This is a genomic window from Agrobacterium pusense (genome assembly GCF_013285525.1).
Taxonomy (GTDB): Bacteria; Pseudomonadota; Alphaproteobacteria; order Rhizobiales; family Rhizobiaceae; genus Agrobacterium; species Agrobacterium pusense.
In genome coordinates, this window is sequence record NZ_CP053857.1 from 50,967 (window position 1) to 72,819 (window position 21,853).

17 protein-coding genes are annotated in these 21,853 nt (G+C 59.5%); 15 read left to right on the top strand and 2 right to left on the bottom strand.

Annotated elements, in window-relative coordinates; all coding sequences use genetic code 11:
* Positions 1-202: 202 nt before the first annotated feature.
* The 14 genes from tssA (at position 203) to HQN82_RS13930 (ending at position 18,866) form a co-directional block, all read left to right on the top strand.
* Positions 203-1,258 (top strand): type VI secretion system protein TssA, encoded by a 1,056-nt coding sequence (gene tssA, locus HQN82_RS13865; RefSeq protein WP_173615062.1) that lies wholly within the window; start codon positions 203-205, stop codon positions 1,256-1,258.
* 65 nt (positions 1,259-1,323) lie between these two features.
* Positions 1,324-1,833, top strand: coding sequence for a type VI secretion system contractile sheath small subunit (tssB, locus tag HQN82_RS13870; RefSeq protein WP_010973761.1), 510 nt, complete (start codon positions 1,324-1,326; stop codon positions 1,831-1,833).
* A gap of 96 nt (positions 1,834-1,929) precedes the next feature.
* Positions 1,930-3,411 carry a type VI secretion system contractile sheath large subunit gene (gene tssC / locus HQN82_RS13875; RefSeq protein ID WP_173615063.1) on the top strand — a complete coding sequence of 494 codons (1,482 nt, stop codon included), beginning with the start codon at positions 1,930-1,932 and terminating at the stop codon, positions 3,409-3,411.
* Between the two features lie 56 nt (positions 3,412-3,467).
* Positions 3,468-4,862, top strand: coding sequence for a type VI secretion system contractile sheath large subunit (tssC, locus tag HQN82_RS13880; RefSeq protein ID WP_173615064.1), 1,395 nt, complete (start codon positions 3,468-3,470; stop codon positions 4,860-4,862).
* Positions 4,859-5,680: a type VI secretion system accessory protein TagJ gene (locus HQN82_RS13885; protein WP_173615065.1), complete on the top strand. Its 822-nt coding sequence runs from the start codon at positions 4,859-4,861 to the stop codon at positions 5,678-5,680. The genes tssC (HQN82_RS13880) and HQN82_RS13885 overlap by 4 nt, the downstream gene beginning before the upstream one ends.
* A complete protein-coding gene (tssE, locus tag HQN82_RS13890; protein WP_173615066.1) occupies positions 5,673-6,182 on the top strand; it encodes a type VI secretion system baseplate subunit TssE in 510 nt (169 codons plus the stop codon). Before HQN82_RS13885 ends, tssE begins: the two co-directional genes overlap by 8 nt.
* Positions 6,175-7,956 carry a type VI secretion system baseplate subunit TssF gene (gene tssF, locus HQN82_RS13895; RefSeq protein ID WP_173615067.1) on the top strand — a complete coding sequence of 594 codons (1,782 nt, stop codon included), beginning with the start codon at positions 6,175-6,177 and terminating at the stop codon, positions 7,954-7,956. The genes tssE and tssF overlap by 8 nt, the downstream gene beginning before the upstream one ends.
* Positions 7,957-7,965: 9 nt before the next feature.
* Positions 7,966-8,970 (top strand): type VI secretion system baseplate subunit TssG, encoded by a 1,005-nt coding sequence (tssG, locus tag HQN82_RS13900; RefSeq protein WP_173615068.1) that lies wholly within the window; start codon positions 7,966-7,968, stop codon positions 8,968-8,970.
* 4 nt (positions 8,971-8,974) lie between these two features.
* A complete protein-coding gene (locus HQN82_RS13905; RefSeq protein WP_173615069.1) occupies positions 8,975-10,180 on the top strand; it encodes a type VI secretion system-associated FHA domain protein in 1,206 nt (401 codons plus the stop codon).
* Positions 10,170-11,510 carry a type VI secretion system baseplate subunit TssK gene (gene tssK, locus HQN82_RS13910; RefSeq protein ID WP_112637426.1) on the top strand — a complete coding sequence of 447 codons (1,341 nt, stop codon included), beginning with the start codon at positions 10,170-10,172 and terminating at the stop codon, positions 11,508-11,510. Before HQN82_RS13905 ends, tssK begins: the two co-directional genes overlap by 11 nt.
* Positions 11,507-13,018, top strand: a complete 1,512-nt coding sequence (gene tssL, locus HQN82_RS13915) for a type VI secretion system protein TssL, long form (RefSeq protein WP_173615070.1) — start codon at positions 11,507-11,509, stop codon at positions 13,016-13,018. The genes tssK and tssL overlap by 4 nt, the downstream gene beginning before the upstream one ends.
* The gene (tssM, locus tag HQN82_RS13920) at positions 13,015-16,494 is read left to right on the top strand and encodes a type VI secretion system membrane subunit TssM (RefSeq protein ID WP_173615071.1); all 3,480 of its coding nucleotides are present in this window, start codon (positions 13,015-13,017) and stop codon (positions 16,492-16,494) included. The genes tssL and tssM overlap by 4 nt, the downstream gene beginning before the upstream one ends.
* 82 nt (positions 16,495-16,576) lie before the next feature.
* Positions 16,577-17,989 carry a type VI secretion system-associated protein TagF gene (gene tagF, locus HQN82_RS13925; protein WP_173615072.1) on the top strand — a complete coding sequence of 471 codons (1,413 nt, stop codon included), beginning with the start codon at positions 16,577-16,579 and terminating at the stop codon, positions 17,987-17,989.
* Positions 17,979-18,866 (top strand): protein kinase domain-containing protein, encoded by an 888-nt coding sequence (locus tag HQN82_RS13930; protein ID WP_173615073.1) that lies wholly within the window; start codon positions 17,979-17,981, stop codon positions 18,864-18,866. Before tagF ends, HQN82_RS13930 begins: the two co-directional genes overlap by 11 nt.
* Before the next feature lie 11 nt (positions 18,867-18,877).
* Here HQN82_RS13930 and HQN82_RS13935 read toward each other — a convergent pair whose 3' ends face one another.
* Positions 18,878-20,014: a polysaccharide biosynthesis/export family protein gene (locus tag HQN82_RS13935; protein ID WP_173615074.1), complete on the bottom strand. Its 1,137-nt coding sequence runs from the start codon at positions 20,012-20,014 to the stop codon at positions 18,878-18,880.
* A gap of 779 nt (positions 20,015-20,793) precedes the next feature.
* Between HQN82_RS13935 and HQN82_RS13940 the strand changes: the two genes are divergently transcribed.
* Complete coding sequence (locus tag HQN82_RS13940; RefSeq protein WP_034496492.1) at positions 20,794-21,024, top strand: hypothetical protein; 231 nt, start codon at positions 20,794-20,796, stop codon at positions 21,022-21,024.
* Between the two features lie 163 nt (positions 21,025-21,187).
* Here HQN82_RS13940 and HQN82_RS13945 read toward each other — a convergent pair whose 3' ends face one another.
* Entirely contained in the window at positions 21,188-21,853 is a 666-nt protein-coding gene (locus HQN82_RS13945) for a DJ-1/PfpI family protein (RefSeq protein ID WP_173615075.1), read from the bottom strand.

Sequence of the window (21,853 nt, forward strand, 5' to 3'; positions counted from 1 at the left end):
GGGTTCATTCCACAACGTTACGTGGAGTAAATATGATGATGAAACCAACTTGTCCACCCCGAAGTTGATTTTTTGTCAGGTGAGATTAACCACTAGACGCCACAATTTAGACACATTTAGAATAAGTCTGTCTTATGAATAGCCTTACGTAAGGGAAGTAACTACAAAAAATCCATTACTATTTCTCGGAGATAGACTGACGTTGACTGCGCCAAACGTTAAGACAGATATAGAATTTTTGAATGATTGCGGAGAAAATATCCGGGTCAATGCAAGAACGCGTGAAATATACTATAGAATTAAGGACGAAAGAAACCATGCTCGTACAGAAGAGCGGGCCGCTTCTCCGGAGGATAACCTGAAAATATCCAGTAGCTGGGATAATGTCAGCAATCTTGGATTGCAGATTATATATTCCGAAAGCAAGGATGTAGAAATATTGGCGTGGCTTGCGGAAGCATCGCTGCGCTTGCGTGGCTTCCATGGTCTGCGCGAAATCTACGATCTCGGAAAAGAGCTATTTTACAACCACTGGGACTCGCTGCGGTCGATCAGCGACGATAATGACGAAGAAAAATTTGCACCTTTAGCGGGACTTAACGGTGTCGGCAGCGAAGGAACTCTTGTTCAGCCTTTGCGCCTCGCCTCATTGATCCCGGGCGGCAAATTTGGCGAACACAGCCTCTGGGACTTTCAACTCGCGCAGCGCCCAAATGAGAGCAAACGTCGCGAAGAGCTATATCGGCTTGCATCTGAAACTGGCGTTGCGGCCATGTCATCCCAGTTGGCAGAGGTGACTGCGTGCCTCTCCTCGTTTGATGCCATCATGTCCATCCTTGCCGAGCGCTGCGGGCAATCCGCACCCCCGAGTTCCCATATCCGCAACACGCTTGTCGAAGCAGCGTCTGCAATTCGCTCGCTCGGCGGGCGTGACCAGGAGCCGGCACCCGTCGTACAGGAGCCTGTGGGCATCAGCGGTTCAGACGAGAGCGGCCTGGCGACCGTGCGTCCCGCCGTGCCCGCACCGGAAGGCATATTTTCGCGCGACGAAGCATTTGAAACTCTTCTCTCGGTTGCGCGTTACTTCCGCCGTACCGAGCCGCATTCACCGATCTCCCTTGCCATAGAGACACTGGTGCGCAGGGGACGCATGGATTTTTCGGAACTGCTGGCCGAGCTTTTGCCGGAAGCCCAGGTCCGCAACGCGGTCTTAACCGCCGCCGGCATCAAGCCAAGCGGAGAGAACAACGGAAAATAGGAAGCACGGAGCGCGACGCCGCTCCGTAACAGTCGTCTGTGCCAGGGGGCACCAAGGAGGTTGAAATGGCAAGTGTACATGAGAAGCTGGAGCGTGTTCGCAAACCACGCGTTCATATCAAATACGAAGTCGAAACCGAAGGCGCGATGGTGGTCAAGGAGCTGCCTTTCGTGGTCGGTGTACTCGGTGATTTCTCCGGCAATCCCACCCAGCCGCTCAAGCCGTTCGGGGAGCGGAAATTCGTTCAGATCGACCGCGACAATTTCGACGAAGTCATGCGGCGCATGACGCCCGGTCTCAATATTTCCGTTGCCAATACGCTACAGAAAGATGGCACGGACATGCAGGTCAACCTGAAGTTCGAAAGTATGGATGATTTCGAACCCGGCGCTGTCGTGCAGCAGGTCCCGGCGCTCAAGGCGCTTCTGGATGCCCGCAATGAACTGCGCGACCTTCTTTCCAAGGCCGACCGTTCGGAAGATCTGGAGCGGATGCTGGAGGATATTTTGCAAAACAAGACCGACCTCGCAACGCTGGTTTCCGAACTCAAGGAAAAGAACGGCGCGAGCGAATAATCGCCTGTGCGGAGGAAAACCTCCTCGAACGGCCCCGCCTGGGGCTTCCAACTGTTCAAGCGGCATTTGCAAGGCCGCATGTGGAAGGACTGAAACATGAGCGCTGAGAGCCTGCTGAAAAATGAAGCACAGGCAACGACCGCCGAAGATCAGGGACTGCTGTCCAAGGTGGTTGCCGCTACCCGCCAAACCGAACCGGACCGCGCGCAGAACCTCCTGCGTACGCTGACCGATCAGGCACTGAAGGGGACGGTAAAATATGACCGCAACCTCACCGTCACCCTTAACCACGCGATCGCGGAGCTGGACCGCACGATTTCCGAACAGCTCGCCGCTATCATGCAGGCACCCGAATTCACCAAGCTTGAGGGCACATGGCGTGGGTTGAACTATCTCGTCAAGAACTCCGAAACGAGCGTCAATCTCAAAATCCGCGTCATGAATGCCGGCAAGCGTGAACTGGCGCGCGATCTCGAAAAAGCCGTCGAATTCGATCAGTCCCGCCTCTTCAAGGCGATTTATGAAGACGAATTCGGCACCCCCGGCGGCGAACCGCTCGGTGCCATCATCGGCGATTACGAATTCGACAATTCCTTCGATGACGTCCAGCTGCTGCAAGGCGTATCATCGATCGCGGCGGCAGCCTTCGCGCCCTTCATCTCGGCTGCCAGCCCGCACATGTTCGGTTTCGAGGACTATCGCGATCTCGCCCGACCGCGCGATCTGGAGAAGATTTTCGACACGGTCGAATATGCCAAGTGGCGCAGCTTCCGCGAAAGCGACGATTCCCGTTTCGTCACTCTCGCTCTTCCGCGTGTGCTGGCGCGTATGCCCTATGGCCCGAAAACCAACCCGATCGATGACTTCGCCTACGACGAAACCACGGGTGCGGTGAATGGTGACCTTGAACATGACGAATACTGCTGGATGAACGCCGCATACGTGATGGGCACCAAGCTGACCGATGCCTTCGCAAAAAGCGGCTGGTGCACGGCTATCCGTGGGGCTGAAAACGGCGGCAAGGTCGAGAACCTGCCCATGCATGTCTTCTCCAGCGATGACGGCGACCTCGATCTGAAATGCCCGACCGAAGTCGGCATTACCGACCGCCGCGACGCCGAACTCGGCAAACTCGGCTTCCTGCCGCTCTGCCACTACAAGAACACGGACTACGCGGTGTTCTTCGGCGCCCAGACCGCGCACAAGCCGAAGCTCTACGACAAACCGGAAGCCACGGCCAACGCAGCCGTTTCGGCCCGCCTGCCCTACATCATGGCGACGTCGCGTTTCGCGCATTATCTCAAGGTCATGGGTCGCGACAAGATCGGCTCCTTCATGGAAGCGTCCGATTGCGAAGTCTGGCTCAATCGCTGGATCGCCAACTATGTCAACGCCAATGACGAGGCGGGTGAGGAAAGCCGCGCCAAATATCCGCTGCGCGATGCCAAGGTGACCGTGCAGGAAGTGCCCGGCAAACCCGGCGCCTACAATGCGGTCGCATGGATGCGGCCCTGGTTGCAGATGGAAGAACTGACGACCTCGCTTCGCATGGTCGCCCGTATTCCGTCGAAGAACTGAGCCTGGTCCGGGGGTGCTCCGCCACCCCGGCCCCGTTCATCATCCGGAGCCCGCTCATGGCGCATCAGTCCTTTCCGGACGCCCGCATTTTCGCCGACCAGCTCATCGCCCTCATCGACGATGCGCTGACCGGCCAGGTGAACGCCATTCTCCACCATCCCGATTTTCAGGCGATGGAGGCGAGATGGCGCGGGCTTGCCATGGTCGTGCGCGAGGCGGGCCGCAGCACCGACGTGAAGGTGAAACTGCTGAACGCCAGCTGGCGCGACCTTGCCCGCAACACGGAACGCGCCACCGACTTCGACCAGAGCCACCTTTTCGAGGTCGTCTATAACCGCGAATTCGGCATGCCAGGCGGCGAACCGGTCGGCCTTCTGATCGGCGACTACGCCTTCTCCCCTGATGATCTTGATGGTGCCGATTCCATCACAACGCTGTCACAGATCGGCATGGTGGCTGCGGCCGCTTTCTGCCCTTTCGTGGCGGCGGCTTCGCCCTCCACCGTTGGGCTGCAGGACTTTTCGGAACTCAGCCGGGTCCATGACTTTTCCTGGCTGAAACAGGAGAAATCGCGGCTACGGTGGAATGCGCTTCGCACACGCGACGATTCACGCTTCGTAGGCCTTGTCGCACCGCGCGTTTTGTTACGCTCTCCCTATAAGCCCTATGCGCGCGGGCGGGATGACGGATTTCCATTTCGCGAGCATGTGGCGGAAAGCGGCGAGACCCTGCTGTGGGGCAACGCCGCCTTTGCCTTCGCAGCGGTTGTGGTGCGCAATTTCGTCGATTCCGGCTGGTTTGCGGATCTGCGCGGCGTGACACAGGACGCCGTGGATGGCGGCATGCTCTCTGCCCGGCAATTGCCGCCGCTCGATCTCGGCATCGAGAGCAACGGCCTGTCCGCTCAGCCACCCGTTGAAGTGCAACTGACGACGGGACAGGAACAGCAATTTTCCGATCTGGGCATCGTACCCGTCTCCACCACCTATCTTTCCGGCATGGCGATCTTCAACGCCAACCAGTCCCTGCATGCACCCGGCCATTACTCCACCGAAGCGGCGAGGCAGAACGCCCGCCTTGCTGCCATGCTGCAATATGTGCTGTGTGCCTCCCGGTTCTCGCATTACCTGAAGGTCATCATGCGCGATGACATCGGCCAGCTCAGCGATGCCACGACGATAGAGCGCAAACTGGAAGGCTGGCTTTCCTCGTATACGCTCGGCAACGACGATGCGGATGCGGCGTTGCGCACGCGCTATCCGCTGCGCTCTGCGGGGATCAAGGTCTTCGAGGTTCCCGGCAAGCCCGGAACATTCTCCTGCACCGTGCGCCTTCAGCCGCATTTCCAGCTCGATGACGTTTCCACGAGCTTCCACCTCATTGCCGAAACCATGGTGCCGACCACAGCCGCATCCCGGTCTTCAGCCGAGCCGCAAAGGATATCCGCATGACGCTGCGCGACGATATTTCCCGCCTCCTGGACGACAACCAGCTGCAAGACGCAATCGGGCTCGCGCGGGACCATGTGAAAACCAGGCCGACCGACAAGGATGGCCGCCATTTCTACATCGACCTGCTGGTCCTCGCCGGCGACTATGAAAAGGCCGATGCGCAATGCAATCTGGCCGCAACATTTTCACCGCAGGACAGCGTCGGTTTTTCCCTCTTCCGCCACCAGCTGCGCGCCATGGCCGCACGCAATGCGTGGTTTGAAAGCGGCGCCGTACCGGATTTCCCCGGCGGCCCCTCCGAACTTGACCAATTGGCCATCCGGGCGAACATTGCCGCGCGCAGTGGCGATGTCGCGGGCGCGAAAGACGCGTTGAATGAACTCGACGAAAAACGCGGCAATGTGCCAATCGGTCACGACGGCAAGAGCGCCGGCGACATCCGCGATCTGGACGATCGGGTTCCGCATGCGCTGGAAGTCCTGACCAATGGCGGCCGCTATCTCTGGATCGATTACGGACGCATCGAGAGCCTCAGCATCGACCCCATGAGCCGCCCGCGCGACCTCGCCTTTCGCGGCGCCGAACTGACGTTGCGCGACGGGGCAGTCGCATCCGTGCTGCTGCCGGCGATCTATCACGGTGCGGGCGACGATGTCGGTCTACTCCTCGGTCGGGAAACGCACTGGAATGAGGGTGAACCACTGATAACGGGTCTCGGCCAACGCTGCCTGCTGATTGGCGACGATGTGGTGCCGTTCCACGAAATCGGCGCGCTTTCCGCCCTGTCCGACGAAGAAAGGCAGATCGCCCGTGGTTGAACCGCTTGAGCAATATCGCGCACGGCAAAGAACGCTGTCGCGCTCGGTTCTGGACCGGCTGCTCGATGACGCGCCAGATGCGGAAACGGATATGCTCGTCAGCCTGAAGGATCAGGCCCGCGAGATGCGCGAGGTGATCCGCCGCGACCTCGAGGCGTTGCTCAATACCCGCCGCAACCCAGCCGGCCCGCCGGCAGCACTCAAGGAATTGTCCGATGCGCTCGTGAGCTATGGCGTTGATGGCATTCTTTCAGCCAATCTGGTGACGGATGCATCCAAGGCACGACTTGCTCGCAGCATCGAGCGGCGGATTTCCCTGTTCGAAACACGCCTTGCCGACGTGCATGTGACGATCCTGAAAAACCGCACGGATGGTGACCGGGCGCTTCGCATGCGCATACAGGCAAGCTTCCGCCTACAGGAAGGCATGCCCCCGATCAGCTTTGAATCCCGGATCGATCCTTCCACGCAGCAATTCCTGGTGGAGGCGACGAATGGCTGAAGGCTTCCTCGAAAAATACAATGACGAGCTTTTTGCGCTGCGAAAGCGCGCATCCCGTTTTGCGGCGGCTTTTCCGAAGATCGCCGGCAGGCTGCGGATGACGGGCGATGTCGCCGACGACCCGCATGTCGAGCGTCTGATCCAGAGTTTCGCCTATTCTGCCGCCCGGGTGCGCCAGAAGCTGGATGACGAATTTCCCGAACTATCGGACAGTCTGCTGGAAACGCTCTATCCACATTATCTTGCCCCGATCCCTTCGATGAGCGTTGTGCAATTCGCTCCGAGCCCGGCGCTGGCAACCGTGCAGACGCTTCCCCGTCACAGCGAAATTCTCGCCGAACCGGTTGGCGGCGAAAGCTGCCGTTTCCGCACCACGCAGGACGTCGAGATCGTTCCACTGGAGATCGCAGCTGCGACGCTCACCGGCCAGCCGATCGACGCCCCTTTTTCGGCGTCCTTTACCGGCACGGCCAGCTGTTTGCGGCTTTCGCTGCGCAGTACGGCCCCGCGCGGCGGTACTTTCCCGGAAATGGGACTGACGAAACTCCAGATTTTCCTGTCCGCCGCATGGCAGCAGGCGACAGCGCTTTACGAGCTTTTGACCAACCATTGCATCGGTATGGCGCTTGCGCGTCACGCCGAGGACAAGGAAGCCGTTTTCCTGCCCGCCGGAAATCTTACGCCGTCCGGATACTCTCGCGATAAAGCCATGCTGCCATATCCCGCCAACAGTTTTGATGGATACCGGCTTCTCACCGAATTCTTCGCGCTGCCGCAGAAATTTCTATTTCTCGACATTGACGGGTTGCAAAAATGGAGCGGCGGGGACTGCGAACTTTACATCTATCTGGATGCGGCGGACACGCGGCTTGAGCGCATGGTGTCGGTCGGAGATTTTGTGTTGAACGCCTCACCTGTGATCAACCTGTTCAAACAAAGCTGCGAACCGCTCAGTCTTGATGGTACGCGGACGGAATACAGGTTGCTGCCGGATGCACGGCGGCAGCGGACGCGCGAGATCTATGCCGTTGAAAACGTTCAGCTGACCAGCCGTTCCGGACAGACCGAGAAGACGTCTCCGTTTTTCGGTCGCACACAGCGCAATAATGGCGCAAACGTTTACTGGCAGATACAGCGCCGGTTCGATGATGACGGCTCGTCCGATACGGACATCGCCTTCGTGGATCAGAAGCGCGGCCCGCTTGGGCCGCTCGACATGGTGGCAAGCATCGATACACTTTGCCTCAACCGTGAACTGCCAAGCCAGCTTCCCTTTGGCGGCGGGCACCCCTTCCTGCAGCTTTCCACCGGCAACGAGGCGGTGAAATCCATCCATGCACTGATGCCGCCGACGGAGGCGATCCGCGTCAACGAGCGTTCGGCGCGCGAGTGGCGGCTGATCTCACATCTTCTCCTCAACCATCTTTCGCTCACCGACAACGGCGGCGCGCCACTGAAGGACATCCTCTCGCTTTATTCCTTCAGGGACAGCCCGGAAACCCGACAGCTCGTGGACGCGATCAGCAATGTCGAGGCGCAGAATTCTCATGCCCGGATTGGCTCGGCCATGGTACCGGGAACGGATATCACAGTGGAGTTTGACCCGGCACTGATCGCGCGACCTGCCGCATTTGTTTTCGCCGGCGTTCTCAACCATTTCTTCGGGCTCTACACCTCGATCAACAGTTTCACGAGGCTGACGGCGACGATGCGCGGCCACTCCAAACCGATTGCCCGCTGGCCAGCCCGCGCGGCCGACCGGCCGCTGCTGTAGGAGACGGGCATGGAACAGCAGACGCCAACCATCAAAGACCGGCAGGCGGCGCTACTCAGCGACGATCCCGGCCGTTTTGACCCTGCAACCGCGTTTCGCGTCGCCCAGTTCGTTTCGGCGGATGACGGGATCGTGATCGGTGCTCATGGCGGAATACAGCCGACACCGCTTGCAGTCAGCGGTTTCAGCCGCAAGCGCGGTCATGCCGAACTGAAATCAGCCTTCGCGCCCATCGTCGGGCCGCTTGGTTCGCTGCCGCCGGCCTATGGCGAACTGCTGCAACGGGAAGAACGCAATCGTTCAGGCGCGCTGGCCAGCTTCTTCAACCTATTTGCGGCAAGGTTCAGCGAACTGTTCGTATCCGCGACGGAAAAATACCGTCTTGCAAGGGGTTTGCGCTGGTCGACCGAGCAGAGGGACAACGGTTTCCGCAAAACACTGCTCGCTCTCACCGGTTTCCGCACTGCCGGTCTGGTCGAGAAAGCAGGCGTAAGCGAAGACGCGCTCCTGCGTTTCAGCGGTCTTCTGGCCGGCCGCAACCGCAATGTTTCGGCCCTGACATCAATGCTTTGCGAATTCACGGGACTTCCGGTCAATATCGAACAGTTTCGCCGGCGGTGGGTGGCTTTGCCGCGGCATGAACAAAGCCAGCTGGGGCAGGCATCAGGACTGAGGCTCGGACAGAACACGACAGCGGGAAGCGCTGTAGAAGATATGAGCGGCGGCTTCCGGGTCGTGATCGGTCCTGTCGCCTATGCGGATTACCTAGCCCTCACGCCCGGTTCGAAACGGCTTGCGGAAATATTTTCTATGACACGCCTGTTCGTCGGAAGCGCATTGCACTTCGATGTGCAGGTGATCCTGAAAAAGGAGGACATTCCGTTTTGCCGCCTCGGCCAGTCCGATGCTCCCGCCCGTCTCGGCTGGAACAGCTGGGCTCGCGTGGCACCCGCCCGACAAGACAGTGCTGACGCTGTGGTGACCGAGCGGGAAGGCTCGGCGATTTCCGCGTGAGGGCATGGATATGAAGCTTGCACTCAAGGACACACGCAATATCGGAGCAGCAAGAGCCAGTCAGTGGACCTTCGAGCGCGGCCGCCGCGTCATTGGTCGATCGCGGGAGTGCGACTGGCAGATCGACGACAATGAACGGCGCGTTTCCAAGCTGCACTGCACGCTCAACCGCGATGGCGAGGGCTTCACGATAATGGACCAGAGCGCGAATGGCACGCTGGTCGATGGCCGCCTGCTGCTCGAAGGCGAAAGCGCACGTCTCCGCGACGGTTCGCAAATCAACATTGGCGGTCAGATTTTTCAGGTCTCCATCAGCGGCGATGCCGAACTGGATTTTTCCGATCCCGACGCATCCCTGCGAATGAGCGACGAGCCGCTGACCATTTCGGCGATCCTCGCGGATATCGCCCCGAACGGCCGTTCGGCCGGCGGCATGATGGGCAATACTGCCTCCGTCGAGGACTGGTCCGAAACATGGCGCGAGGGCGCGAAACGGAAGGCGAAATCCATTTCGCGAAATGTCGAGATCGGCTGGAGCGAACCGCCCGCGGCGCATGGAATAAGCGCCATTCTGCCCGATAACTGGGATGAGGAGCCGGTTGCAAGCAGCGAGCACGAACATACCGACGCTCTAAACACGCCCGTCATGATCTCTCGTCCGGTTTCGACCGCCCGCAGCGAAGATTTCGACAATGTTTTCCCTGAGACAGAAGAAGACTTACATGTGGAGAACGCTTCGGCTGCAGGCGTTTCTACCCCGCCAGAGATTGGCGATCTTCTGACCGCGTTGGAGCAGGAAAGCGCCGATTGTCTAGCCGTTCTCGACCTCGAGAGCGAGCGCGCTGGCCAACGTTCGTCAGCCTCCCTGAGCGAGCGGATGGAAAGGCTCATCCGCCAGCAGCGGCAACTTGCCTACGCGCTTGAAACTTTGATCCATGGTTGCACGCAAAGGCTCGAGCCGAGGCTTATCGAGGCGTCTGTCGATGCCGGCAACGATTTCCGGGCAAAGATCAGCCGCCGGGACTGGCAGGGGCTGATCGTCAAAACAGACTATTGGTCCGCCTACAAAAAGCAATTCGAAGAAAACGGCCGTCCATTGCCGGTCAGGCAGTTCCTGCAGCGCGCAGCGCGTGGTGAAGCCGCGCCGAGACAGGAGACTGACGCGGCCACAGCCGATGCCAAGGGGGTAAATGACCACGATGAGACATGAGAACCGTGTAGCCTGGACCGAGGGCATGTTTCTTCGCGTCCAGCATTTTCAGCAGTCCGACCGTTGGACCGAACGCCTGGTGCGCAACACCACGCGCAACATTTCGCCCTATCCCTGGGGCATCGTCGAGATAGCGGTCGATCGCAGCGCCTTGTCGATAGGGCAATTTGCGCTATCGAACCTGCGCGGGATCCTCCCCGACGGCACGCCCTTCGAGGCGCCTGAAGATTCCGACCTGCCGCCGCCTCTCGATCTCGATGAAAGCGTCAAGAACGCTATCATCTTTCTTGCCCTGCCGGCCCGGCAGCCGGGCAAGGCCGACACGTCCGCCAGCGGCCACAATGACACCAGTAATGTGCGTTTCACCGCATCCACTTATGAAGTCTCCGATACGAATATAGAGACGGATTTCGTGGCGCCCATTGATGTCGGCCGCCTGAGCCTGAAGTTCCTCAAGACCGGTGACGATCTTTCCGGTTATGACCTCATCGGGCTGGCGCGGGTAATTGAAGTCCGCTCCGACCGTGCAGTCATTCTCGACCCTGATTTCATCCCTCCAAGCCTCAGCTGCGCGGCTGCGCCCCGTCTCAACGAATTGCTGACGGAGCTTCTGGGGATCGTGCGCCACCGCGCCCAGGCGATCGCCGAACGCATCGGTGACCCGACGATCCGGGGGACGGCGGAAGTGGGCGATTATTTCCTGCTGCAGATCCTCAACCGGGCCGATCCGCTACTCGCGCATCGCTGTGCCAACGCCACCCGGTTTCACCCCATCCGCTTTTACGAAGACTGCATCCAGCTTGCCGGCGAGCTCGCCACCTTCACCACGGACAGGAAGCGGGCAACAGATTTCCCGCCCTACCGACACGACGATCTGAAAGCCACCTTCGGCGCTGTGTTTGATGATTTGCGTACCTCGCTGTCTGCGGTTCTGGAGCAGGCGGCCGTCGCAATCGAACTGGTGGAACGCCGTCATGGCGTCCGCGTCGGCACTATCCACGACCGCACACTTCTGCGCGACGCCGGCTTCGTGCTCGCCGTGCGGGCGGATGTGGCTGCCGAGGATATTCGCCGCCGCCTGCCGGCACAGATCAAGGTCGGTCCGGTGGAACGGATTTCCGAACTGGTCAATGTGGCGCTGCCGGGCATTCCCGTGCGGTCCCTGCCGGTTCTGCCGCGGCAACTGCCCTATCGATCCGGCACCGTTTATTTCGAGATCGACACGCAGTCGCCGCTCTGGAAACAGCTCGATACTTCAGGGGCCATTGCCCTGCATCTGGCGGGCGAATTCCCTGGGCTTGAAATGGAAATGTGGGCGTTACGCGAATGAGCACGGAAAACCCCTCTTCCTGGCAAGACTTGCCGACGGTGGTCGAGATCACCGAGGAAAGCCGTCGGCGCAACCAGAACGCCCGCAACATGGCGGCAATCCTCGAAGACATCGTCGAGACCGACGAGCCGGCAGGCCCTAGCAGGGCAAAAGCGACTGCCATGCCGGTCGAACAGCTGCTGACGGGTTTACACTTCGGCGGCGAGGAGGTTCCGACACTTGTGCAATCGGCAGCTCCGCTTCTCAACCTCGCACATCTGCTGCGCTTCAGCGATGCCGAGCCGGATCCCGACCAGCTTCGCCGCGCCTGCGTTGAAGCAATTACACGCTATGAACGCGACCTCGCCTCCTCCCGCATCAGCCCCGAGCGGGCAAGGGCTGCGCATTATGTCGTCTGCGCGACGGTCGATGATGTCGTTCTCAGCAAGCCCTGGGGTGTGCGGGCAGGCTGGGCGCGCTCCGGCCTCGTTTCCACGTTCCACAATGACGTTACTGGCGGCGACCGGGTTTTCGACATTCTCGACCATTTCCACCAGTCGCCCGGCGCCAACAAGGATCTGCTGCTGCTTATCTATCTGTGCCTGTCGCTGGCTTTCGAAGGACGAACCCGCGTTTCACCGAAAGGAGCGCTCGAGCTTTCACGCATCCGCGACAGTCTCTACAAAACGCTCATCGGCCAATATGGCGCCTTCGAACGCGAGCTTTCTCCGCATTGGAAAGGTGTCGATGCCCGACATACGCCATTGCGCGCGATGACTGCGCTCTGGACCCTGCTGTCGCTGATGGCGCTCGCCTTCGCGCTTGGTTATCTCTTCTTTACGCTGTCGCTCAACAGCGCATCCGATGTCACTTTCGAAAGACTTGCTCATCTGCCGCCGAATGAAACACCGAGCGTGTTGATCGCTAGCCCTGCTGCACCAACGCCGCCGCAAATTGAAGTGGAAACTCCCCGCGTCGTCGATCCACCCAAAATCGTGGAGCCGAGACAACCCTCCCGGCTTGAAAAGCTGATGGCCTTCCTGCAGCCCGAAGTCGACAGGAAGCTCGTGACCCTTGCGGATGTGAACGGTCGGCTGCGGGTTCGCATCAACAATTCGGGCCTGTTCACGACCGGCAGCGCCAATGTCAGCCCGCAGTTCCGCGATCTCATCCAGCGTATCGGCGGCGCGCTCGCGGCTGAAAAATTCCGTGCGGTCGTCATCGGCTATACCGACACCGTGCCGATCAAGACGGTGGAGTTTCCATCGAACTGGCACCTTTCCGAAGCGCGCGCCAAGGCCGTTGGAGACATTCTTTCACAATTCACCGGTCCTGAAGCGATCCTGACCGAAGGCCGGGCCGACAGCGACCCGATCGCCGACAACAAGACGGAAGAAGGCCGCCAGATAAACCGCAGAACAGAAATCATGGTCCTGACCAATCCCGATGAAAAACTGAGCGATGCCGGCATTCTCTCGCCGCCCATACAGAACAGTCCGGGACAGCAGCCGGGAGAGGCCCAGCCATGAATCCATTGAGCTATTTTTATACGATCCGCTCCTATGTCGAGAGCTATGCGGCCCTCGTCGGACGGCGTTTCCTGTCGCTTTTATGGGTGATCGCGCTCTGCGTCGTCATCTGGTTCTACGGTTATCTGATCGCGCTCGGCGATTTCAAACCGCTTGGCACGGTGCAGGCCCGGCTCCTCGCCATCGGCATCATCGTCGCCATATGGCTGGTCTACATCGTCGTCACGATCTACCGCGGACGCAAGCAGGACAAGGAACTCGTCGACAGTATCGAACGCGAGGCGCTGGCCAATCGGCAGGCGGAAATCGGCGAAATCCAGACACGCCTGAAGGAAGCGCTCGCCCTCTTGCGTCGCGTCACGAAAAAGCGCTTCGGTTATATTTACGACCTGCCCTGGTATGTGATCTTCGGCGCCCCCGGTTCCGGCAAGACGACGGCACTCACCAATTCCGGCCTGCAATTTCCGCTTGGCGATGCGCTTGGCGAAAATGCGGTGAAGGGCATTGGCGGCACGCGCAACTGCAACTGGTGGTTCGCCGATGAGGCGATCCTGATAGATACCGCCGGCCGCTATACCACGCAGGATGATCTCGACGGATCCTCGAAGGCCGGCTGGGAAGGTTTTCTCAGCCTCCTGAGGCGATATCGCCGTTCGCAGCCGATCAACGGCGCATTGGTTACCCTCTCCATCCCCGATCTTCTCAACCGTGATCCCGAGGAGCAGCGGCAGGAACTGCGCTCCATCCGTCAGCGGCTTTCGGAACTCGACGAATATCTGCGCGCTCGGGTCCCGGTCTATATCGTTCTGACGAAGGCCGACCTTCTGCACGGTTTCGTGGAGTTTTTCGACGGTTTCAACAAGACCGATCGCCAGCAGGTTTGGGGCACAACCTTTAAGCTGGATGAGAGCTACTCCGCCGAGAACCTGCCGCAGCGCCTGACGGAAGAATTCGAGCTGCTGCAGCAGCGGGTCGATGCCATGCTGATCGAACGCCTGCAGCAGGAACAGAATGCGGAGATACGCGGACGCATCTTCCGATTTCCGGCCGAGCTGGCGCGTCTGAAAGACCGCCTGCACGAAGCGCTTGGCGAGCTTTGCGCAAGTTCGGCTCTCATTGAAGCCCCGCTTCTGCGTGGCGTTTATTTTGCGTCGGGAACGCAGCCGGAAACGGAAAGATCTCCCGCAGCCCCCAGAACCCGCCGGAGCTACTTCCTCTCGCGGCTGTTCAAGGATGTTATCTTTCCCGAAGCCGCATTGGTGATGCGCGACAAACGCCTTTCCGGGCGGCAATTGCTGGTGCGCCGCATTGCCTATGGCGCATCCGCCGCGGCGGTCGCCATTGTCTTCACTGGCTGGATTTTCACCTATTTCGCCAATACACAGGCGCTCGCCGAAGCGGATCGCAAACTTGGCGCTTATGTGCAGCTCGTTCAGGGAATTCCCGTACGAGAGGTCGCAGATGCGGATTTCCTGCGCATCCTCCCCGCGCTCGACAATCTGCGCGATGCCAATTCTGGCTTTGCCCGCGAACGCATTTGGAATGTCAGCTTCGGTCTCGATCAGGAGGACAAGATTGCCGGGCGCCAGCGTGACGCCTATCAGCGCGCGCTCAACGCCTTGCTGCTGCCGCGGATGATCGTGCAGCTGCAAAAGCAGCTTAAGGACGAGAAGGATGTCACCCGCACGTTCAATTCGCTGAAACTCTATGGAATGCTGGGCGGGATGGGTGCACTGGACCGCGAGTTCCTGACCGTGCAGACGCATCAGATGTTCGCATCGCTTTATCCCGGTGATGGAAGGGCAGCGGTGCGAGAAGCGCTTGACCAGCACGCAAAGGCGCTGGCCGACGGCGTGCTTGCCCCGATCGAACTCGATGCGCGGCTCATCGCTACCGCCCGCGAAACGATCCGCGATCAAGCGATTGGCACACGCGCCTATGATATTCTCGCCGGTCTTCCGCAGGTGCGCGAATTGATGGAGTGGACACCCGCGACGGCTTTCGGTCCTCTTGGGGAGCGGGCTTTCGAGCGTCGCAGCAAAGCGCCTATGGCGGAGGGCATAGAAGGCCTCTTCACGGCGGATGGGTATCACCGTGTCGTCATTCCGCAAGTCGCTCATGCCGCCCGCATCGCGCTTTCCGAAGGCTGGGTGCGCGGTTCTGATGACGCCATCAAGGGCGCGACTGTGGAGCAGGTGGCGCAGGCCGCGCTACAAATCTATTTCGACCGTTTTGAGAAAAAATGGGCTGACACGCTAGCCGACCTTCGGGTCAAACCGTCCCAGACCCTCGGCGACGCAGTGGAAACCACCCGCGCGCTTGCCAATGAGCGCAATATATTGATGGAGGCTGCAAGATCGATTGCGGAGGCGACCGATCTCCGCCCCGGAGCAAACCCCGCCACGCTCGCCTCCGCTGCGGAAGGCGACGCAACCACAGCCGTTCTGGCGGCCTCCGTGAATGCGTCCGATCCATATGCGAGACTGCGTGACATGGCGGCGACAAAAGGCGTAGCCACAACTGGCGAGCAGGCCAATGGCGACAAGACCGGAGGTTCGCCATCGGAACAGTTGCTCGCGCATTTCAAGCTGCTGAACGAACAGCTTGCCCGCTCGGCAACAACCTCCGATGAAGTCGCCAAGGTGTTCGACGTGGACAGCCAGCTGACGAAGGCCAATCAGGACCTGCTGCAGCAGGCCCGCGAATTGCCGGTGCCGCTCGATGTCTGGGTGGCAGGCGTGGCGGCGGATGTCGGCTCGCTTGCGGTGAAGTCCGCTCGCAGCCGCATTGCCGAACTCTGGACATCAGATTCAGCCTCCCTGTGCTCTTCGATCGTCAGCGGTCGTTATCCCTTCGACCGGACCTCCACCCGCGACGTCGCCATTGCGGATTTCACGCGTCTCTTCGGGCCGGCGGGGGTTTTCCAGAGTTTCTTCAAACAGCGCATGGAACCGTTTGTCGACAAGACGACGAGCCCATGGAGCTGGAAAGGTACCTTCGGCGCGGCCGGTCTTCCCAGCAGCGCCGTCGCCCAGTTCGAAAATGCCGACAAGATTTCGCGCGCCTTCTTCCCGAATGGTAGCGAGACGCCGGCGGTTTCGATCAATGTCAAACCCGTCTCCCTCACCAATGCCTCGAGCGCGGTGATGCTGGAGATCGAGGGCGAGCGGGTGGTTTATTATCATGGTCCGATCCAGGCGAAATCGATCACCTGGCCCTCGCGCGAAAACACGGCAAGCCTGTCGCGCATCGCCTTCCAGCCCGGCGGCTGGCAGCAGGCCAAAACCGAAAATGGCGACTGGTCGCCCTTCCGGCTGTTTGACGGTGCCGATATCGAGAACCAGTCGGGTGACCTGCTGCGGGTACGGTTTGAGAATGGCGGACAGGCTGCCGAATTCGATGTTCAGTTCGGCTCGGTTCTCAATCCGTTCAAGCTGGATGCAATTGCCAGCTTCGCCTGCCCCGCGCAGTTCTAGTGACGGACCGGAATGGTGATGTTTCAAAGGAGGGGATTAGAATGAAGGCAGGCACGAGGACGACAGCGGGTCATCGCAACTGATGGCCGATCAGGCATCAAGGTCCACGCAAACAGCGACGGAAAGCGATCGCATCGGTTTCTTCGGCAAGGTCCCAAGCCATGGCGATTTCATCTCCGATGGGCTTGAGCGGGAATTAATAGGTACCTTTGACGGCTGGATGCGATCCGGCATGCACGCCTGCGTGGATATGTTTACGGGCCGATGGCCCGAAATATTCTCTTCGTCGCCACCCATACGCTTCATCATTGAGCGCGGCATATGGGGAAACTGCGCCTATGTCGGTGTACTGGTGCCGAGTGCGGACCGGGTGGGACGCAAATATCCGCTTGCCATCATCGCCCAGCTCAATGGCTTCCGCGAACATCCACGAAGCCTCTATCTCGACGACACCTGGTTCATGGCCGCAGAGGCGCTGGCCGAGACATCGATGACCGGCGATTTCGATATCTCCCGGTTTATCACTTCGATCAAAAAACTACGTCTGCCAAAGCCGCGGGAAGAGGAGGATGTGCCGGAAATGGTGCGCGGCCGTATACCGACGAGCCTCTGGTGGTATATCGACCCCGTCAGCCGTCGTGCCCGCGGCCTCAAATTTGACGGCAAACCTAAAGCCTCCGATTTCCTGCGTCTCTTTAGCGACATGCCGGGCAAAGGCGGCGAGGACGGTTCAACGCCAGCGCCAATTCCAGCAACGGTGATGGAGAAAACAAAACAGCAAATGCCGCCTGTGGCGCCAATGCCCGCACCGGCAGCGGAACAGCCGTCATCTGTGACCTACAGCTATGCCACACACCCGGGAACGCGGCTTTCCCTGAATGCGGACGCTTTATTCGTTTCCCAGACACCTGCCCTCTTCGCCATAGCGGACGGACAAGGTGATTCACACAGCGCCGCAGAGGCCGCCCGTCTCGCCACGAATATTCTTGCGGAAACGCCAGATGCCGAAACTCCGGAGACGATGGCGCAGCAGATCAGGGGAAAGCTCGGCACCATCAACAGCCTGCTCCTCTCCCGCCAGACGACCGGCGCCGATGTCAGGCCGATGGCCAGCGTCGTCATAGCCTCGATCATCTCGCGCAGGCTAAGCGTCCTGTGGTCTGGTGATGCGCGCGCCTATCTCCTGAAAAACGGCACCATGCACCAGCTTTCGCGCGATCACGTCGTGGTCGGCATGAAAAAGCAACTCTCGCAATGTGTCGGGCTTTCCCAGCAGTTTCGGCCGGACATCGTCTTCGAGGAGTGGGGTTTGCAGGACAGGGTCCTGCTGTGCAGTTACCCGCTGGTGCAGATCCTCCGGGAACGCGCCATTGCCGAGATCGTCTTCAACACCCCGGTCAAGGATTGTGCCAATGCCCTGATCCAGGAAGCGCTGATCGAAAACGCCCGCGAGAATATAAGCGCAATTGTGATTGGAAACCGGCGTGAACAATGAACTTGCCTATCCGGAGATAGTCGCACGCTTTTCCGACCTTTGGCGAAGCATCCGCCATGAGGGCACGCGCGAGAGAAGCGATCAGGAGCAGCAAGACCTGATCAACCAGATCCGAAATGCGCTGGATCGAAAATTGCCAGATATGTCCGGCGAAAAACCGGACTGGATTGCGGACAGCTTTGCCGTGAATTTCACCGCTTACCAGAGCGAGACGACACTTTTGCTGCAATTGCGTCACCGCGATCTCGGCTCGCTGCACGCGCTGAAAACCGTGCCGCCTCCCCGCAGGGACGACACTGTCTCGCTGCAACGCTTGCGGGACGAGGCCGAGATCGGGCTCGCGCTGCGCCATCCCTGCCTTGTGGAAACGTCCGCGCTTCTGCGGTTGCCGGATGGTCGGCCGGGCCTGTTGCAGCCGTGGGTTTCACACTCACTGGCATCGATCATATCTGCGCAACCAATTGCCGCGTCGCAGGCGATGGTGATCCTTCGCCGCGTGCTGCAAGCGCTGAGCGCAGTACATGCATCGGGATATGTGCACTGCGATGTCACCCCAGCTAATATTCTGCTGTCGGACGGCAAGTTCGAAACGGCAAGACTGGGCGACTTCGGCATCGCCCTGCAAATTGGCCGGAAACACGCGGAACACGGCCTTCGTTTTGCGGCCTCGACTGAATTTGCGCCGCCGGAACAGATCCAAGGCGCACCCGCAAAGCCGGAACAGGACATATATGCCGTGGGACGGCTCGCCCGGCGGCTAATCGAGACGGACAAGGCACAGTCACCGCAAGGCCTCGCAGATTTTGCGCAGGCCTGTTGCCGTGGCGATCCTGCCTTGCGTCCACAAACGGCAATGGAAGCGCTACAGCTTCTGTAGCGCCTCACTTGTCAGTTGCCGCCGCCGGGAAGCGGCGCCGCAGCCGTCGGCACACTCTTCTGGAACACGGTCAGCAGCTTGGCCGAATCCACCAGCGGCGCGTTGCTTGCATAAAGCACATCACCCTTCTGCATCTGGAAGAGCTGCATGAGGGCGATGCTGGAAGCGTCGCGCATGTTGACGTGATAGATCACGGGCCGCATGCTCGTCGCCGTCGCGACCGGGCCTTTCGCGCCCGGCACCCTTGCGGCGGGAACCTGAATAATCTCATTGCGGAAGACATAGACATTGCGCGCATCTGCGCGGTCATCCAGCAAGCCACCGGCACGGCCGACGGCCTGCGCCAGGGTCAGCTTTCCGGCTTCGAACTGGAATTCACCGGCACTCTTGAACGCACCGAGGGCGGTGTAGCTCGCCGCGTCGCCATCGATCATGACCTGATCATCCGGTGACAGGCGGATGTTCTGACGGTCTTCCCGCATGACGCGGTCAAGCGGCGCGCTGGCCCTTTGCGAGCCGCGAACGACTGTGACCGTGGCCGCGCCCGCAGCGACAGTAGGGCCACCGGCTTGATTGAGCGCATCGAGCACCCGCTCCTGTCGGGCGGTCAGCGCGATCTTTCCGGGATTTTTTACTGCACCGCTTAGCATGACAGCGCTCGTGGGCTTATCGACGACAGTAACGACGGCCTGTGGGTTCACGGCCGACCCCTTAAGGCCGGCAACGACCTGCGACTGCACCCCTTCGGGCGTGGAATCAACAACCCTCTGTCTGCCAACGAATGGAATATTCACCGAGCCGCTCTGATCAACCGTAAAACGACCGAGATTTAGCGTCTTGCTCTGGGTGGGGGAGAATAGTCCGTCTTCTCCCGTATCCAGCACGGTGATGTCGATCACGTCGCCGCGCCGCAATCTCTGCGCATTGTAACCGGTGTTGCGAAGCGCGGTTAGGCCGGGGCCGGAGGCGTTCTGCGTGCCTCCGGCAGAAACCGTGGTGGCCGATGCATTAGCGAGCTCGATGACGGGGATTTTCTCGTTGGTTCGCGGCAAAGTCGCAGACCGGATATTGCCTGCGCTCGGTCCGTCAGATGGCTTTGCACATGCGCTCAAAAGAGCCATCAGCAAAATCGCCCCCAACTTTTTCATCCCTCATCCCCTCAATGATTCAACCTGACGCAGAGATAACATCCCGACACGTCATCGCAACAACTTTAGCGGTTGCAATTTATGGAAAACCCGTGCTCGAAAGAAAGGGTGTGACCATTCCGCAACCTTTTTGGATCCGCCCGAAGCAAAGTCCCAAAATGCACAGATGAGAAATTAGCAGGACAAGGCCCCGACGGCGGCGATTGGTTCACCAAACCCGATGCAGGAGCAAGGACTTGAACAATCGCAGAGCGCCGAAATCAGTCCTCCCTCAAAAACGATCCCGGGCACTCGTTTCCTGTTGACACAATTGGAAAGCACTACCGCCAGAAAGAGGGTCTTCCTTAGCCAACTCTCTCCCCTATATATGATTGCCCGAAAACCTGTTGATCGGACGGAGACTACAGCCGTTGTTCCATTGAGGAACCTGCCTTTTTGCAGCCGCATGTGGTTTCATCCAATCTTGTGATCATTTTATCCACTGTACTGGCGACCGAAGAGCCACCCGTGATCGTGTACTTTCAAGGCAACGATCCAGCAGCAGGTCGGGCGCATGCTTGTCTTTGCGGCCGACACCAGGCGACACACCGCGCTGCCATTAAGCTTCGAGTCGTGGAGGATATACGGCCGCAGGGTTTCCTTTTGCCGGCATACCCGAGTTCCGCAACGCCGGGGCCGTCGACGTCACGCCGGCAATTGCCTCACGGTCTGTTTCAGGGCATCATGAACCGGCAGTACCCGCTGCATATTCTTCATTTGCCAACCCGAAGGAGGACCAAATGGAAGGTGCACCCGTACGTTTTAGAGCCATTGAGGACTGTGAGGCCTCGGGCATTCCCATCCCTGCCGGAGCATATTTCGGCAAGGAAAAAATCCAGACAACAGGCGACCATACCGCCAGTCGAGCATTCCTCTACAGCCTCGAACTGACAGAAAAAGGCAAAAACCTCGACGTCACGCCGCTGGTCGAAGTCGGTAAAATTACCGTCGTCCGGCAAAGCGCGCTCTAGCAACGCGACCAAAACATTCAGTTCGATTAGAAACCCTCCCAGGCGGAGGGTTTCCTTTTGTGTCAGGCGGGAGAATGCAAGCAAGGCGCAGGGAGCTGCAGGAGTAAAGGCGCGAGACGCAGCAAAACTTTTTCCTGTTATTCCGCGCGTTTTTCAAAGACAGCTACTTCCCCACCAGCAACACCTCCCTTTCTTCTCGCGACCTTGCCATACGCTGACAGGCCGCCGCGACGATTTCCTTACGCGCCTGGCCGGGCAAACCGGCATTGAAGGGTGGTGCCGGTGCATATTCGAGCGACAGCTGGATTATCTCTGCCTCGTCCTGTCCCATCAGCTCGGCGATTACAGCAAGCCCGAAATCGATGCCCGACGTGACACCGCCTGCGGTGATCAGGCTGCCATCACGAACAACACGCTCATTCACCGCGTTCGCTCCAAACCGCTGCAGAAAGTCCATTGCGTTCCAGTGGGTAGCGGCCCGTTTCCCGGCGAGCAATCCCGCCTGACCGAGCACAAGTGAACCGGTACAGACCGAAGTAACGAAGCGCGCAGTGGCGGCCTGGGATCGCAGGAAATCCAGTGTCTCCTTGTCAGTCAGCAAAGGATTTACGCCACCGCCTCCAGGCACACAGATCACATCGTAGGCTGGCGCTTCCTCAAAGGCTCTGTCGGGTGTCAACCACAGTCCGGTCGACGCACGTATCGGCTCGGTCGTCTTCCAGACGAGATCGACCTGCGTATCGCGCGCCGAGGCGAATACTTCATAAGGACCCGTGAGATCGAGTTGCTGAACACCTGGAAAGCAAAGGATACCGAAACGAACGGTCAT